The organism is Spiribacter aquaticus, from assembly GCF_007625215.1.
Lineage (GTDB): Bacteria > Pseudomonadota > Gammaproteobacteria > Nitrococcales > Nitrococcaceae > Spiribacter > Spiribacter roseus.
In genome coordinates this window covers 466,606-483,052 of sequence record NZ_VMKP01000001.1, presented here as the reverse complement: position 1 = coordinate 483,052, position 16,447 = coordinate 466,606, and the positions used below count along the sequence as shown (strand labels likewise).

Annotated in this window: 14 protein-coding genes; 10 read left to right on the top strand and 4 right to left on the bottom strand. The window is 67.1% G+C overall.

Annotation, left to right across the window (positions count from 1 at the left end; genetic code table 11):
• The first annotated feature begins 21 nt into the window (after positions 1–21).
• Complete coding sequence (aroE, locus tag FPL11_RS02405; protein WP_144347067.1) at positions 22–840, top strand: shikimate dehydrogenase; 819 nt, start codon at positions 22–24, stop codon at positions 838–840.
• Between the two features lie 9 nt (positions 841–849).
• Positions 850–2,103: a cation:proton antiporter gene (locus FPL11_RS02400; protein ID WP_144347066.1), complete on the top strand. Its 1,254-nt coding sequence runs from the start codon at positions 850–852 to the stop codon at positions 2,101–2,103.
• Here FPL11_RS02400 and FPL11_RS02395 read toward each other — a convergent pair.
• The 3 genes from FPL11_RS02395 to FPL11_RS02385 are packed head-to-tail and all read right to left on the bottom strand — an operon-like array spanning position 2,085 to position 6,556.
• On the bottom strand, positions 2,085–2,612 hold the full coding sequence (locus FPL11_RS02395; protein ID WP_144347065.1) for a gamma carbonic anhydrase family protein: 528 nt from the start codon (positions 2,610–2,612) through the stop codon (positions 2,085–2,087). The two genes, FPL11_RS02400 and FPL11_RS02395, sit on opposite strands and share 19 nt — an antisense overlap.
• Positions 2,613–2,628: 16 nt before the next feature.
• Complete coding sequence (gorA, locus tag FPL11_RS02390; RefSeq protein WP_144347064.1) at positions 2,629–3,993, bottom strand: glutathione-disulfide reductase; 1,365 nt, start codon at positions 3,991–3,993, stop codon at positions 2,629–2,631.
• 55 nt (positions 3,994–4,048) lie between these two features.
• On the bottom strand, positions 4,049–6,556 hold the full coding sequence (locus tag FPL11_RS02385; RefSeq protein ID WP_144347063.1) for a mechanosensitive ion channel family protein: 2,508 nt from the start codon (positions 6,554–6,556) through the stop codon (positions 4,049–4,051).
• A gap of 205 nt (positions 6,557–6,761) precedes the next feature.
• On the opposite strand from FPL11_RS02385, the gene FPL11_RS02380 reads away from it, so the two are divergent.
• The 5 genes from FPL11_RS02380 to FPL11_RS02360 all read left to right on the top strand — a co-directional run bounded on the left by FPL11_RS02380 (position 6,762) and on the right by FPL11_RS02360 (position 12,699).
• Positions 6,762–8,801, top strand: a complete 2,040-nt coding sequence (locus FPL11_RS02380; protein WP_144347062.1) for a M3 family metallopeptidase — start codon at positions 6,762–6,764, stop codon at positions 8,799–8,801.
• Between the two features lie 21 nt (positions 8,802–8,822).
• Positions 8,823–9,980 carry an FAD-dependent oxidoreductase gene (locus FPL11_RS02375; RefSeq protein WP_144347061.1) on the top strand — a complete coding sequence of 386 codons (1,158 nt, stop codon included), beginning with the start codon at positions 8,823–8,825 and terminating at the stop codon, positions 9,978–9,980.
• An 80-nt stretch (positions 9,981–10,060) separates the two neighbouring features.
• Positions 10,061–10,831 carry an exodeoxyribonuclease III gene (gene xth / locus FPL11_RS02370; RefSeq protein ID WP_144347060.1) on the top strand — a complete coding sequence of 257 codons (771 nt, stop codon included), beginning with the start codon at positions 10,061–10,063 and terminating at the stop codon, positions 10,829–10,831.
• Between the two features lie 67 nt (positions 10,832–10,898).
• On the top strand, positions 10,899–11,912 hold the full coding sequence (locus FPL11_RS02365; protein WP_144347059.1) for a CDP-6-deoxy-delta-3,4-glucoseen reductase: 1,014 nt from the start codon (positions 10,899–10,901) through the stop codon (positions 11,910–11,912).
• 4 nt (positions 11,913–11,916) lie between these two features.
• On the top strand, positions 11,917–12,699 hold the full coding sequence (locus FPL11_RS02360; protein WP_235013511.1) for an MlaA family lipoprotein: 783 nt from the start codon (positions 11,917–11,919) through the stop codon (positions 12,697–12,699).
• A gap of 3 nt (positions 12,700–12,702) precedes the next feature.
• Here FPL11_RS02360 and FPL11_RS02355 read toward each other — a convergent pair whose 3' ends face one another.
• Entirely contained in the window at positions 12,703–13,260 is a 558-nt protein-coding gene (locus FPL11_RS02355) for an HNH endonuclease (RefSeq protein WP_144347273.1), read from the bottom strand.
• A 254-nt stretch (positions 13,261–13,514) separates the two neighbouring features.
• Between FPL11_RS02355 and FPL11_RS02350 the strand changes: the two genes are divergently transcribed.
• Genes FPL11_RS02350 through FPL11_RS02340 form a run of 3 tightly spaced genes read left to right on the top strand, consistent with a single transcriptional unit; the run spans position 13,515 to position 16,443 of the window.
• Positions 13,515–14,645 (top strand): NAD(P) transhydrogenase subunit alpha, encoded by a 1,131-nt coding sequence (locus FPL11_RS02350; RefSeq protein WP_144347058.1) that lies wholly within the window; start codon positions 13,515–13,517, stop codon positions 14,643–14,645.
• Complete coding sequence (locus FPL11_RS02345) at positions 14,645–14,953, top strand: NAD(P) transhydrogenase subunit alpha part 2 (RefSeq protein WP_110882348.1); 309 nt, start codon at positions 14,645–14,647, stop codon at positions 14,951–14,953. The genes FPL11_RS02350 and FPL11_RS02345 overlap by 1 nt, the downstream gene beginning before the upstream one ends.
• Positions 14,950–16,443 (top strand): NAD(P)(+) transhydrogenase (Re/Si-specific) subunit beta, encoded by a 1,494-nt coding sequence (locus FPL11_RS02340; RefSeq protein WP_144347057.1) that lies wholly within the window; start codon positions 14,950–14,952, stop codon positions 16,441–16,443. The genes FPL11_RS02345 and FPL11_RS02340 overlap by 4 nt, the downstream gene beginning before the upstream one ends.
• The last annotated feature ends 4 nt before the right edge of the window (positions 16,444–16,447 follow it).

Sequence of the window (16,447 nt, the reverse complement as noted above, 5' to 3'; positions counted from 1 at the left end):
CCCGACCTATCGGAGGTCCCCATGGATTCCTATGCCGTTTTCGGCCACCCCATCGATCACTCCCTGTCACCGCGCATCCACGCGCTGTTCGCCGAAGAGACCGCCCAGCAGATCGAGTACACCCGGCGCGAGCCACCACTCGATGGACTCGCCGAGGCAATCGCGGCCTTTCGCGCCGAGGGGGCCCATGGCGCCAACATCACGGTGCCGTTCAAGGAACAGGCCTGGGCGCTGGCCGACCAGCGCAGTGACCGCGCCGAGCGCGCCGGTGCGGTCAACACCCTGATCTTTGGCGAGAGTGTCTATGCCGATAACACCGACGGCGAGGGACTCATCAACGACCTGCGCAACAACCTGGGCGTCGGCCTTGCCGGCAAGCGCATCCTGCTGATCGGTGCCGGCGGCGCCGCGGGCGGCGTGCTGATGTCGCTGCTCGACGAGAACCCGGCCACTCTGGTGATCGCCAACCGCACCCCCGAGCGGGCGCAGACCCTCGCCCGGGCCTTCGCCGACGCCGGCAGCATCGAGGGCTGCGGGCTCGATGACCTGAGCGGCGAGCGCTTCGAAGTGGTCATCAACGCCACCTCAAGCGGGCTCGAGGGCGACGTGCCCGACCTCCCGGCGAGTATCGTCGGCGACGGGGCCACTGCCTTCGACATGCTCTATGGCGCCGAGCCCACGCCGTTCCTGCGCTGGGCCGAAGCCAATGGCGCCTATCGCATCCGTGACGGACTGGGCATGCTCGTCGAGCAGGCCGCCGGGGCCTTCGAGCTCTGGCGCCGCATCCGGCCCAGCACCGCTCCGGTGATCGAGACCCTGCGCAACGACACCCGTCCCTGACCCGCGTGGATGATCCAGGCGAGCGCCACACCTGACTCGCTACTGGTGCTGCTGGTGGGCGGCGTCACGCTGCTCGCCATCGTGCTGAAACACCTCTGCGAGCGCTTGAGGATCCCGGCCCTGGTGGGCTATATCCTCATCGGCCTGGGGCTGCGGCTGCTCCACGACGTCGTGCCGCTGCTGAGTCCGGCGGTGCAGGGGGCCTTCGACCTGCTTGCCGCCCTGGGGCTGGTCGCCCTGCTGTTTCGGGTGGGGCTGGGCAGCAACCCCCGACGACTCCTCGACAAACTCCCCGGCGCCAGCCTGATCTGGCTGATCAGCGTGCTGGTCTCAGGGGCCGTGGGCTACTACGCGGCGCGCTGGGCGGGCTTTGATAACGTGCCGGCGCTGGTCGCCGGCGTGGCCCTGACCGCCACCAGCATCGGCGTCGCCCTGCCGCCGTGGCAGGCCGCCGGTGCGCTCCGCAGCGAGCAGGGTGCGCTGGTGCTGGACGTGGCCGAGCTCGACGACATCTCCGGTGTGGTGCTGATGGCGCTGCTGCTGGCGATCATCCCGACCCTGACCGGTGGTAACGGCGTCGACTGGATGGCGGCGAGCACCACCGGCGCCAGCCTGCTGGCAAGCCTCGCCGCCTTCACCGCAGGCTGCTATGCCTTCGCGCACTGGGTCGAGCCTCCCATGACCCGGGCCCTCATCCGCCGCGAGCGCTCCCCAACGCGCATGCTGATCGTCGTGGCGGTGGGCAGCCTGATCGCCGCGCTGGCGGGCATGCTGGGATTTTCGCTGGCGGTGGGGGCGCTGTTCGCGGGACTGGTCTTCAGCAAGGCACCGCGAAAGATCCGGCAGGATCGGGGTTATCGCGTGCTCTACGACTTTCTCACGCCGTTCTTTTTCATCGGCATTGGCCTCAAGCTCGAGCCCGAAGCCCTGACCGGCGCGCTCAGTGCGGGCGCCATCCTGCTGGTGGCGGCGGTCCTCGGCAAGCTGGTCGGCACTGCCCTGCCGGCGCGGTTCATGGCCCCGCGGTCGAGCGCGCTGGTCATCGCCATGAGCATGGTGCCCCGGGCCGAGATCGCGATGGTGATCGTCGACCAGGCCGGCCGCTACGGGCCCGGCGTTGTGCCGCCGGCGCTCTACGGCGCGATGACCGTGGTCACCCTCGCCACCTGCGCGATCACCCCCAGCATTGTCCAGCGCCAGTTGGCCGCCAACCCGATCACGCCCCCCAACCTGACCGGGCCCGATCAGCCGCCGTCGCGGTGACGCCCCATCAGTGACTCGTAATGGCGGGCGGAGTAGGCCAGCTGTTCGCGCTCGCGATCATCGAGCGCACGCACCGCCCGCGCCGGGCTGCCCAGGTACAGATAGCCACCCTCGAGCTGCTTACCCGGGGGCACCAGCGCCCCCGCACCAAGGATCGCCTCGTCCCCGACATGGGCGCCGTCCAGCACCGTCGCGCCCATGCCCACCAGCACACGATCACCGATGTGGCAGGCATGAATGATGGCCCGGTGCCCCACGGTGACGGCCGCACCGATGATCGCCGGATGACCGGATTGATAAGGCCCCTCATGGGCCACATGAACGATCGCGCCATCCTGGATATTGGTCTGCGCGCCCACGTCGATGTGGTGCACATCCCCCCGCAGCACGGCCGTCGGCCAGACCGACACCGACGCCGCGAGCCGCACATCACCGATCACCACCGCGCTGTCATGGATCCAGGCCGAGGCCGCCACCTGCGGGGTAATGCCCTGATAGGTCTCAATCATCGCGACACCACCTGTCTCAGGTCAGGGTGACCAGCTCTTCGGCGCTGGTCGGATGGATGGCGACGGTTTCATCCAGGTCGTGCTTGGTGGCGCCCATGCGCACCGCCACGGCAAAGCCCTGCAGCATTTCGTCGCTGCCGACCCCGAACAGGTGCACGCCCACGACCCGCTCATCATCGCCCACGCAGACCAGCTTCATGGTGCTGCGCTGCTTGGCCTCGGCGGGCGCCAGGGCAAAGTCCATGGGCACAAACCGCGTTTCATAGACGCGCACCGCATCGCCATGGGCCGCGCGGGCATCGGCCTCGGTCAACCCGACGCTGCCGATGGGCGGATGCGTGAACACCACAGTGGGAACGTCCCGATACTCCAGCCGGCGCTCATGCTGACCGCCCCACACCCGATCGGCCAGACGCCGGCCGGCGGCAATCGCCACCGGCGTCAGCGGGTAGGGATTATCGGTGACATCGCCCAGCGCAAATATATGCGGCTGATTGCTCGACTGCCATTCATCCACCGGGATGGTGCCGGCGGCATCCATACGGACACCCGCCGCGTCCAGGCCCAGCTCGTCGGTATTGGGCAGCCGCCCCACCGCCCAGATCACCTGATCGAGACCTTCCAGCGTGCGGCCGTCGGCTCCATGCAGCGTATAGCCGCCCCAGGCGGCCTCCAGCCCCGCCGGTGTGAAATGATTGACCAGCGTGGGGCCATGCGCCTCGATGGATTCGACAAAGGCATCCTGGATAGCGGCATCAAAACCGCGCAGCGGCTTTTCCCGTCGCACCACCAGCTGCACGTCGCTGCCCAGCTGATGCAGGACGCCCGCCAGCTCCACGGCGATATAGCCCGCGCCGACCACGGCCACCTTCTCGGGCCGATCGGTCATCTCAAAAAACCCATCCGAATCGATGCCCAGATCGCCACCCGGGATACCGGGCCGTCCCGGCGTGCCACCGGTGGCGATCACGAAGCGCTCGGCCCGATAGGACTGACCGTCCACCTCAACGGTATGCGGATCGGTGAAGCGCGCCTGACCGCGGATAAGGTCCACGCCGGAGTTATCCAGGTTGCGGTCGTAGATGCCGTTCAGGCGCTCGATATAGGCCTCGCGGGCACTGACCAGGGCGCCCCAGTCAAGGCTTGGCGCGACACCGCTGAAGCCATAATCCGCGGCCCGCGCCATGACCTCGCGGCTGTGCGCGGCCTGCCACATGACCTTCTTGGGCACACAGCCGACGTTCACGCAGGTGCCCCCCAGCCGCGACGCCTCGATCACGGCGCAGCGTGCGCCATGGGCGGCCGCACGCCGCGCGGTGGCGATCCCGCCACTGCCGCCGCCGATGCAGATCAGATCATAGTCGTATTGCTCGCCGCTCATTGCCGGCTCCTGCTGTCGATGAATGTCTCGACAGCCATTTTGACATAGCCATGGCTCAGGACCGCGAGTCGGGATCGGACAGGGGTTCGGATTCCTCTCTCTGCCGGCTTCTTTGCTGGGCCCGTTCCGACGAGCCCTCCGGCGGGTAGTCGATGCTATCCCGGACCCGCTCGATCTGCTCCGGGGTCAGACGGGGAAAGGCCAACAGGCCCTCCCGCCGCCATGCCGCCACCGCCGCCTCGGCCTCGGCCGTGCGTTCCTCGTCAAGCCCACTGTCCCGGGCGGTATAAATGACGCTGGCGGGAACCGCGAAACGGGTACCGGAAGCCTCGACGATCCGCTTGATGTGGAAGTTCACGTCCTCGCGAATGGCGTGATACTCGTTCCAGTCGCGGGTGAGTGCATAAATGCGCACGCTGACATCGAGCGAGGATTCGCCATAGCCCGCAAAGCGGACACGGATCGTGGATTCCTCGATCCGAGGGTGGCCGTGCAGCATTTCGCGAATGCCGATGAGCACGTGGCGAAGCTGATCGGCCGAGGTCTCGCAACGCAGCCTGAGGGTCTGTTCGATCAGCATGGTGTCGCATCGCGCCCAGTTGACGATTTCCATATCAACGAACTTCGCATTGGGCACCGAGATCAGCGCCCGGTTGAGGGCGCGGATCTGGGTCGACCGGATGCCGACCCCTTCGACCGTGCCACTCATGTCCCCGAAGGTGCAGAAGTCGCCAACACGCACCGGCTTGTCGCTGAACAGGATCAGCCCACCGATGAGGTTTTCCAGCGTCGGCCGGGCCGCCAGCGCCACGGCCAGACCGCCCACCCCCAGACCGGCCAGCAACGGCACCACATCCACGCCCAGTCGCCCGAGTCCAAAGGAGGCGACGCCAATGCTTGCGGCCACGCCGAGGATCCCGGACAGCAGCCGGACCAGGCTGGCATCGAAACCGCGATTCGACAGGGCCGACGACGCCAGTATTGTCGTGGCGAACGCGCTGGACAGACGCCAGACCGCCCAGACAAGAAAACCCAGCTCAGCCAGCCCCGATGCGAACAGCAGATATTCGAGCATCGTGCCGCTGAAATTCAGGTCGTAATCGATGAAAAGGGTCGCGCGGTGGGTCAGGAAAGCGGCGAGCAGCGGGGCGGCAATCGCCATCCAGGCGGCGATTCCACTGTCCGGGTGGTGCCAGGCAGGCCAGTCGATGACGCGAAACGCAAGCCAGATGGCAAGGACCAGGACCGCCAGCGTCACCACGGATCCGCCCCACTGCCAGACGGTTTGATCCATGATCACCCGCTCGGACCAGTCGGGCAGTCGGTCGACGATGGCGCCCAGCGGATGGGCGCCGGGCACCAGATAACCCGGACCCGTGATGTAGAAATCATAGAATCCCGGCGTGATCCCGGCCGCGGGAAAGGCCGCGAGGGCAAGGGCCGTCGGATCACGGTACTCAAGGTCACGCAGCGCCGCGTAGCTGTCCCGCAGAATGCTGACCGTATTGGCATCGAACAGGAAGCTTCCGGCGTGGGGGCCCGACTGCATGCGCTCGATCCGAATCTGCGTGCCCGGTATTCGCCAGTCGTAATCCGCCCCGGCGGGCAGCCCGGCCAGATCGATTGCGTCGGGTATCGTCTCCGGCCGTGGTAGCGGGATCCGGTCGAGGATCTCCTTGAGGAGCAGCGCGGCCTCGATCCCGGTATCCCGTCGCAGCGCTTCAGGCACTTCCGACAGATCAAAGACCGATACCGCCTGCTGGAGCTGGTCGGTGGCGATGGCCTGCTGGCGTCGCGCCGCCTCGATGGATATCTGCGGCGGATCGCTGCCGAGCTGGCGGGCCGCGGTCCGCGCCACCCGGTAAGCGTCAGTCATGTTGCCGAGAAAGCTCTCCATGGTGTCGCGCGGGCTGGTGGTGCCAACGACATGCAGGCGGCTGGCGATCAATGCCTGACTCAGCCCCATCGCGCCCGCACCGGCGTCGACGTCGGCGATGTAGCGCTGATAGGCATCGGGCGCGCCGTCGAGCCTGGGCCTGTCGCTGATCCGACGATACAGATCATCGATTTCCGCGATGGTGGCGGCATCAAACCTGAATGCCCCCTCGTGGCGGGTACCGGTCATGCGCCGCATGCGCAGCTGGGTCCCGGGAACGGTCCAGCTGCGCAGATCCGTCTCCGTCACCCGGGCTCGGTCGGGGATCGTATCCACCGGCGGCATGGGCAGACGCGCGATGATCTCGCGGGCCATCAGGATCCGGCGGATCTGCTCGGCGGTCGATGAGGCGTGGGGCGTCGCGTCAAAATCGAAACTGCCGGCCGCTGCACGAAGACGGGGGACCTGCTCGCTCACCGGCGCCCCGTCGGCGCGGAGGCCGATCAACGCGTCGGTGTTGCGGATGAAACGGTCGAACGAGGCACGGGGGCTGAAATAATCGACCGAGAGCAGCGACGGGGAGTCCGAGGCGTCCGCGCGAGCGGTGCCGGGCAGCAGCAGGACCAGTGAGGCCAGCGCGAGTCCGGCAGCAAACGTGGCCGCGCGGAGGCGTTTCGTGCTGATCATTGAGTGTTCATTGTTGTGGCATGTCCCGGGTGCAGTCCACTCAGACGGTATTGCAAGGCACTGACACAAAGCAACGGCTGGCCGGAACCATCGAACTTCCGAGCGAGGATTCGGTTCGAACAGGCCAAGCCGAATCGACTACCCTGATGATCTGTCCGCAACGGGGAATCTTCCCCACTGACCTACGGAGCACAACGGCATCACCATGACCAACCCATTGCTCGCTGAATCCGGCCTGCCCCGTTTCTCGGAGATCCGTCCCGAACATGTCCAGCCCGCGGTCGACCAGGTGCTGGCCGACAACCGCGCCGCCATCGACGCGATCACCCGCGATGGCGGGCCTTACACCTGGCACAACCTGGTTGCCCCGCTGGAGCGGCTTGAAGACCGGCTCGAGCAGATCTGGGCGCCCGTGTCGCACCTGAACGCCGTCATGAACAGCGAGGCGCTGCGCGAGGCCTACAACGCCTGCCTGCCGGCGCTATCCGCCTACCATACCGAGATGGGGCAGAACACGGCGCTCTACAGCGCCTTCCGGGCGCTGCGCGACAGTGATGAATACGCGCATCTCGATCAGGATCAGCGCCAGAGTGTGGACAATGCTCTGCGTGACTTCGAGCTGGCCGGCGTTGCGCTGGAAGACAGTGCCAAGCAGCGCTATGCCGCCATCGCCGCCCGCCTTGCCGAGCTGTCATCGCGGTTCCAGGAGCACCTCATGGATGCCACCGATGCCTGGTACCGCGATACGGACGATGCCGACGAGCTGGCCGGCCTGCCCGACAGCGCGCTGGGGGTCATGAAGCAGAATGCGGAGCAGGCGGGGGTCGAGGGCTGGCGCATCAGCCTGGACATGCCGGTCGTGCAGGCCGTCCTGGCGCATGCCCATGATCGCGGGCTGCGCCGCGAGGTCTACGAGGCGTTCACCACCCGGGCGTCGGATACCGGCCCGCAGGCCGGCCAGCGGGACAATCACCCGATCATGGCCGAGATCCTCGACCTGCGGCAGGAGCAGGCGGAGCTGCTGGGCTACCGCGACTATGCCAGCCTGTCACTGGCGCCCAAGATGGCCGACTCGGCCGCCGAAGTGATCGCCTTTCTGGAAGATCTTGCCGAGCGCGCCAGGCCCGTCGCGGAGCAGGAGTATGCCGGGCTCCAGGCCTTCGCCCGCGAGCGGGATGGGCTGGCGTCGCTGGAGGCCTGGGATGTCGGCTATTACAGCGAGCGGCTGCGCGAGGCGCGATTTGACCTGTCGCCCGAGGATCTGCGCCCCTGGTTTCAGGCCGACCGGGTGATGGCCGGGCTGTTCGCGGTGGTGGAACGGTTGTTCGGTGTGCGCATCGCCGAGCGCGAGGGTGTCGACACCTGGCACCCGGATGTCCGCTTCTATGAAATCCGCGACGCGGATGGGGCACTGCGCGGGCAGTTCTACACCGACCTCTACGCCCGTTCGCACAAGCGTGGCGGGGCGTGGATGGCCCCGGCCCGGGGTCGCATGAATCACAGCGGCCAGACCCGGACACCGGTGGCGTTCCTGACCTGCAACTTCACCCCGCCGGTGGGGGATCGCCCGGCGCTGATCACCCATGGCGAGGTCGAGACGCTGTTCCATGAGTTCGGCCACGGCCTCCACCACATGCTGACCCGGGTGAATGCCGCCAGCGTGGCCGGCATCAACGGCGTCGCCTGGGATGCCGTGGAGCTGCCCAGCCAGTTCCTCGAGAACTGGTGCTGGGAGCGCGAGGCGCTGGATCTGTTCGCCCGCCATCACGAAACCGGCGAGCCGATCCCCGATGCCCTGTTCCAGCGCATGACCGCGGCGCGCAACTTTCACGCCGCCATGCAGATGGTCCGCCAGCTCGAGTTCTCGCTGTTTGACCTGCGCCTGCACGTCGAGCATGACCGCCAGCGGGGCGAGCGGATCTTTGCCCTGCTCGACGAAGTCCGCGAGCAGGTGGCCGTCGTTCAGCCACCGGCCTTCAATCGCTTTCCCAACAGCTTCGCGCACATCTTTGCCGGTGGTTACGCCGCCGGCTACTACAGCTATAAGTGGGCCGAGGTGCTGTCGGCGGACGCCTTCGCGCGGTTTACCGAGGAAGGCATCTTCAATCCAGTCACCGGCCGGGCGTTTCTCGAAGCCATCCTCGAGCGCGGTGGCTCGGTGGATGCCGCGACGCTGTTCAGGGACTTCCGCGGCCGGGCGCCGAGCATCGAACCGCTGCTGAAGGCCAGCGGCCTGGCCGCCTGAGCCGCAGGGGCGCAGGCGGGCATGACCGCGCGGCATCTGCTGCTGGTGGGCGGCGGCCACAGCCATGTCGAGGTGATGCGCCGCCTCGGCCAGCGGCCACTGCCCGGCATCCGCGTCACCCTGCTCTCGCGGGACCGGTTCACCCCCTATTCGGGCATGCTGCCCGGCTATATCGCCGGGCATTATCGCTATCGCGACGTGCACATCGACCTGCAGGCACTGGCGGCGAGGGCCGGCATCGAGTTCATCCCCGCCAGTGCGACCGGGCTGGACCGCATGGCGCGCACCCTTATCACCGCATCGGGCGCAGCCTATCCCTACGATGCCGTGTCACTGGACATCGGCTCGACACCCGATCCCGGTCAGACCGGGGCCGATCGGCATGCGGTGGCGGCCAAACCCATTGACGGCTTCGATGCGCGCTGGCGGGCCCTGCTTGAGCGGGTGTGCGCCGATCCGCGGCCGCGGCGGATTGCCGTGGTCGGCGGTGGCGCGGGCGGTGTCGAGCTGGTGCTCGCCATGCAGCACCGGCTGACAGCCGAGCTCCAGGCCCGGGGTGCTGACCCGTCAGTGCTGCGCTTTGCCCTCTACACCCGTGGCGCCAGCGTGCTGCCCACCCACAACCCGCGCGTGCGGCGACGCTTCCAGCGGCTGTTGGCCCGGCGTCATATCGGCCTGCACTGCGGCGAGGCGGTCACCGCCGTCGATGCCCACGGTCTGACCACCGCCGATGGCCGACATCACGATGCCGAGGAAGTGATCTGGGTGACCCGCGCCCGGGGCGCCGACTGGCTGACCACCACCGGACTCGCCCTCGATGCGCAGGGCTTCATCCGGGTCGGCGACACCCTGCAGAGCGTGACTGACGCCGGCGTGTTCGCGGCCGGCGACATCGCCAGCATGGACAATCAGCCGCGCGCCAAGGCGGGTGTGATCGCGGTCCGCCAGGGGCCGCCGCTGGCGCACAACCTGCGCCGGTTTCTGCGCGATCAACCGCTACGGCCCTATCATCCCCAGCGCCGCTGGCTGGCGCTTGTCACCACGGGTGATCGTCATGCCGTTGCCTCGCGCGGGGCCTTCAGCATCGGCGGGCGCCTGGTCTGGCACTTCAAGGACTGGATCGACCGGCGGTTCATGCGTCGCTACCGTGGCGCCCGCGATGCGACGTCCAGCGTCTGACCGATGATCATCCCGACACTGCACGGACGACGGCCTCAGCGTATACTGAGAGCCTGCCAACACGCTGCCCGGAGTCCTCGGTGAAGATCGCTTCCTGGAACGTCAATTCGCTCAACGTCCGCCTGCCCCATGTCCTCGACTGGCTCGAGACCGCCGGCCCCGACATTCTGGGGCTGCAGGAGACCAAGCTGCCCGACGAGCGATTCCCGGTGGAGGCGATACGCGAGGCCGGCTACGAGGTGGCCTACTCGGGCCAGAAAACCTACAACGGCGTGGCGGTGCTCGCACGCGCGCCGCTCGAGGCGGTCAGCCTCGACATCCCCGGTTTCGAGGACCCGCAGCGCCGGGTGCTGGCCGCCACGGTCGATGGCGTGCGCTTCATCAACCTGTATGTGCCCAACGGCAAGGCGGTGGGCGACGACAAATACCAGTACAAGCTGGAGTGGCTCGCGCATCTGCGCGGCTGGCTGCAGGACGAGCTGAGCCGCCACGACCAGGTGGCGGTGGTGGGCGATTTCAACATCGCGCCGGCGGATGCCGATGTCCACGATCCCGAGGAGTGGGCGGGAAAGATCCTCTGCTCCGATGCCGAGCGCGATGCCCTGTCGGCCATCACCGCACTGGGCTTCAGCGACAGCTTTCGACGCTTCGAGCAGCCGGCTGACCGCTTTTCGTGGTTCGACTACCGGGTCAACAACTTCAAGCGCAATCGCGGCCTGCGCATCGACCTGATCCTGACCAGCCCCGCCCTCACCCGGCGCCTGACCGCCAGCGCGGTGGACCTCGACCCCCGGCGCTGGGAAAGGCCATCGGACCATGCCCCTGTGCTGGCGGAGTTCACGCAGGCGTGAACGTGACCGGCACCGTCAATGTCTGTCCTGCCACAAGCCACGACCCGCTGACTGAGGGAGACAACCGATGAGCTACCAGGTCCGCATCGCCGACAGCGATCACGCCTTTGACGTGGATGATGGCGAGAGTGTCATCGATGCCGCCCTGCGCGCCGGGCTCATGCTGCCCTACAGCTGCCGCGGCGGCACCTGCGGGACCTGCATGGGCGATGTGGTCGAAGGACGGATCGCCTATCCCGACGGGCTGCCCCCGGCCATCGACGCCGACCAGGATGAGTCGGGCAAAGCGCTGTTCTGTCAGGCCCGACCGGCCAGCGATCTGGTGATTCGGGTGAAGGAAGTCCGCGAGGCCGGCGATATCCGCCCCCAGCGCCTGCCGGCCCGGGTGGAGGCCATCGAGGAATGCGCGCCGGACGTGCGCCGGCTGTTTCTCAAGCTGCCGCGGGACAAGCGCCTGGCATTCCTGCCCGGGCAGTACATCGACTTTCTGCTGCGGGGCGGCCAGCGGCGCAGCTTTTCGCTGGCCAACACCCCCTACGACGACGATCTGCTCGAGCTGCATATCCGCCACCTGCCGGGGGGCGTATTCTCGGGGCATGTATTCAATGACCTCAAGGAAGGGGCGCTGCTTCGTTTTGAAGGCCCGCTGGGCAATTTCTTTCTCCGCGACGACAGCGATCGCCCCATGATCCTGATGGGCGGCGGCACCGGCTTTGCCCCGGTCAAGGGCATCATGGAACAGGCCCTGCACCTGGGCCTCAAGCGGCCCATGCATATCTATTGGGGGGCCCGCCGGCCGGCCGATCTCTATCTCGATTCGCTGCCGCGCCAGTGGGCCGGGCAGGCTTCGAACATCGCCTACACCCCGGTGCTCTCCGATCCGGAACCCGCCGATGAGTGGCGCGGCGCCACCGGTTTTGTCCACGAGCAGGTGGTGCGCGATCACCCGGATCTGAGCGGCTTCGATGTCTATATGAGCGGACCGCCGCCGATGATCAACGCCGCCCGCGAGGCCTTTGCGGCGGCGGGGCTGCCCTCGGACCGGCTGTTCTACGACTCCTTTGAAGCGGCACCGGAGTAATTCAGTGACCCGGCAGCATCATCCGAACCATCCGCCCGCCGGCATCCTCCGGCTGGTCGCCCTGCTGCTGATCGCCCTGGTGGTGAGCGGCTGCGCCAGCACCGGCAGCAACTCGGCCAATGACCCCATTGAGGGGTTCAACCGGGGTGTCTACGACTTCAACGAGGGCGTCGACACCTACGCCCTCGAGCCCGCCAGTGAGGGCTGGACGCGCATCACCAGTGAGGGCGTGCGGGACAGCGTTGACAACTTTTTCACCAACCTCGAGGCGCCGGGCTACATCCTCAATGACCTGCTCCAGGGCAAGGCGGGGGATGCCGGTCGCGAGAGTGTCCGGTTTGTGGTGAACACCACGGTGGGGCTGCTGGGACTGTTCGACCCGGCGCAGGCCTGGCTGGGCATCGAGGGCCGCGCCGAGGACTTTGGCCAGACCCTGGGCGTCTGGGGCGTCGATGCCGGCCCCTATCTGGTGCTGCCGCTGTTCGGTCCCTCTGACACCCGCGACGTCACCCAGTACCCGGTCGCCTATTACACCAACGTGATCACCTACGTGACCCTGGATACGGTGACCTTCGGCGCACTGACCGCCCTCGAGATCGTCAACACCCGCGCCCGGATGGCGGGGGCGGCCCGCTTCCGCGATGACGCCGCGGTTGACCCGTACGTCTTCACCCGCTCGGCCTATCGCCAGTACCGACGCTCGCAGGTCGTTGACGGCGACGTGTCCCTGGAGGACGACGCCTACTCCGACTTTTTCGAGGAAATGGGCCGCCTGCCCGGCGAGTAACGGCTAGCTGGGGCTTGCGGCCAGCCGCTCGCGCAGCGGACTGCGACGCGGGAAATGCGCACGCAGGAAGGCCATCTGATCGGCCAGGATGCGTCGCCCCTGCAGATAGACATACTCGGCATGGGTGGGGGCGAATGGCACCGCCAGCAGCTGCATGCCGGCCTGCTCCGGCGTGCGGTTGCCCTTGAGGTTATTACAGCGCTTGCAGGCCGTGACCACATTGGTCCAGGTGTCGATGCCCCCGCGACTGATCGGCTTGATGTGATCGCGGGAGAGCTCGCGGACCGGCCGGCGCTCGCCGCAGTACAGGCACAGATGATCGTCCCGGCGGAACAGCGTGGCGTTATTCAGGGGCGGTCGATAGGCGGCGTGATCCTTGAGGCTCGCCTGCATCGCCCCTGCGGTCGCGATGATCGAGTTGACGTCGACCACGCTGCGTAGACCGGTCCGGGCGCTGTAGCCGCCGTGGACCCGGTAGAGGGTGTGGCCGCAGGTATAGGCCACCTGGTCGAGGTGGTAGAGGCGGACCGCCGCCTGGTAGGTCATCCACTCCAGTGGCATGCCGGAGACATCGGTCCGGAGGATGGGCTGCTGCAAGCTGATCACGCCAGGGTCCCCTTGTCACGCGCGTCACCGCACCTGAATGACTGACTTCGATCATCCGATGCTTGACGTTACTGTGCAAGTATGACTGCTTGATTACCGTGGCGGTTCCGGGGTACCCCGATGGGCGTGGGGGTGTTTAGCCGCAAAGATGTTGTAGAATCGCGGATTCGACGGTTCAAGTGGACCGCCAAAGGACAGGAGTTAACTCGATGAGCATCACCATCGCCGTCCCCAAGGAAACGGCCAACGGAGAAAAACGCGTCGCCGTCGTGCCCAGTGTTCTCAAGCAGTTCACCAAGCTTGGCGTCGAGGTGCGGATTCAGCGGGGCGCCGGCGAGTCGGCCGGTTTTCCCGACGAGCTCTACGAAGGGGTCAGCTGGGCCGACGATCAGGCAGCGCTCTACAAGGATGCCGATGTGGTCCTTCGGGTCGAGCCACCCAGCGCCGATGAAGCCGGCAAGCTCCCCGAGAAAAGCCTGCTGCTCGGGTTTCTTACGCCCCACGAGGGCGACACCCGCATCCGCAACCTCAAGAAGCGCCGCGTGACCAGCTTCGCGCTGGAGCTCGTGCCGCGCATCACCCGCGCCCAGGGCATTGATGCCCTGTCGTCGCAGGCGAACATCGCCGGCTACAAGTGCGCGCTGCTGGCCTCGCACCTCTCGCCCAAGCTGTTCCCGATGCTGACCACCGCCGCCGGCACGGTGCGCCCGGCCAGGGTGGTGGTTGTCGGCGCCGGCGTGGCGGGTCTGCAGGCCATCGCCACCGCCAAGCGCCTGGGTGCGATTGTCGAGGCGTACGACGTGCGCTCCGCCACCCGCGAGCAGGTCGAATCGCTGGGCGGCAAGTTCATCGACACCGGCGTCAGCGCGGAGGGCGAAGGGGGCTATGCCCGCGAGCTCACCGACGAGGAAAAGGCCCAGCAGGCCGAGGTCCTCGCCCGCCACATCGCCCAGGCCGACGCGGTGGTGACCACCGCATCGATCCCGGGGCGGCCGGCGCCGACCATCATCGACCGGGCCACCGTCGAGCGGATGAAGGCCGGTGCGGTGATCGTCGACATGGCCGCCGAGACCGGCGGCAACTGCGAGCTGACCGAGGCCGGCAAGGAGATCACCCACCAGGGCGTCATCATTGCCGGGCCCAGGCACATTCCCAGCATGGCCGCGACCCATGCCAGCGAGATGTACGCCCGCAATCTGGTCAACCTGCTCGGGCTGATCATCAAGGACGGCGAGATCCACCTCGACTGGGACGACCAGGTCCTGGCCGACAGCTGCCTGACCCACGACGGCGAGACCCGGCATGCGCCGACCCGCGAGCGCATGGAAGGAGATAAATAATGGCGATCGAAGGATTTGTCGCAATCTACATATTCATGCTGGCGGCGTTCGCCGGCTTCGAGGTCATCAGCCGTGTGCCGGTCATCCTGCATACACCGCTGATGTCCGGCTCCAACTTTGTCCACGGCATCGTGGTGGTGGGCGCCATGGTGGTGCTCGGCCATGCCGGGACGGTGACCGAGCAGATCATCGGCTTCATCGCGGTGCTGCTCGCCGCGGGTAACGCCGTGGGCGGCTATGTCGTCACCGAGCGCATGCTCGAGATGTTCAAGAGCAAGGATGAGCAGAAGAAGGGGGCCGAGGAATGAACTTTGTTGTCCAGCTGAGTTACCTCCTCGCGGCGGTCCTCTTCATTCTTGGCCTCAAGGCCATGAGCTCCCCGCGGACCGCCCGCAAGGGCATCATGTGGGCCGGCGCCGGCATGGTGCTGGCCACCCTGGTCACCTTCCTGCACCCGGCGGTGCATGGGCTAACCAATTACGTCCTGATCGTGATCGCGATCGCCGCCGCCGGCGGGCTCGCCTGGTGGTCGGGGCGTCGCGTGGGCATGACCGAGATGCCCCAGATGGTCGCGCTCTACAACGGCATGGGGGGCGGCGCCGCCGCCGCCATCGCCGCGGTCGAGATGCTGCGCGCCCTGCGCACCCTGCCCAATGACCTCCAGGTACGGGCCGAGGCGCTGGCCGCCGATGCCGACATCAGCGTCCAGGCGGCCACCGCCGCCCTGCGCGCGGAAGGGGCCGGCAGCGTCGGCATCGCCGGTGCCCTCGGGGCCGACGTCGCCATCCTGGCGATTCTGGGTGCGTTCATCGGCACGGTGGCGTTCTCAGGATCGCTGATCGCCTGGGCCAAGCTTGACGGCCGCATGAAGCGCAGCCAGCTGGTCCCCGGCCAGCAGATCGTCAACATTGTGGTGTTCGCCCTGGCGGTGCTGTTCGGCATTCTGACCTTCTTCACCGACAGTGCGCTGGTGGTGGCGGTATTCTTTGCCCTCGGCCTGCTGTTCGGCGTGTTCGTCGCGGTACCGATCGGCGGCGCCGACATGCCGGTGATCATCTCACTGTTCAACGCCCTGACCGGTCTGGCCGTGGGCTTTGAGGGCTATGCCATCGGCAACCCGGCCATGATCATCGCCGGTACGGTGGTGGGTGCCGCCGGTACGCTGCTCACGCAGCTCATGGCCAAGGCCATGAACCGTCCGCTCACCAATGTCCTGTTCGCCGGCTGGGGCAGCAGCGAAGGGGCGACCAGCGAAGGCCCCGAGGGCGAGATGAAGGACATCTCGGCCGAGGACGCGGGCATCATGATGGCCTACGCCGAGCGCGTGATCATCGTGCCCGGTTATGGCATGGCGGTGGCCCAGGCGCAGCACAAGATCTGGGAATTCGTCGAGCTGCTGCAGGACCGGGGGGTTGAGGTCAAGTTCGCCATCCACCCCGTGGCCGGACGTATGCCGGGTCACATGAACGTTCTGCTCGCTGAGGCCGGTGTGCCCTATGACATGATCTTCGACATGGAGGACATCAACGAAGAGTTCGCCATGACCGATGTCGCCGTGGTGATCGGCGCCAACGACGTCGTCAACCCGGCGGCGCGGGACGATCCGTCGAGCCCGATCTACGGCATGCCGATCCTCAACGTCGACGAGGCCGAAAACGTGATGGTCATCAAGCGCGGCGGTGGCGCCGGCTTCTCGGGCGTGGAGAACCATCTGTTCTACGGCGAGAACACACGCATGGTGTTCGGCGACGGTCAGAAGGTCGCCGGTGGCATGGTTCAGGCCGTCAAGGGCCTGTAACGGC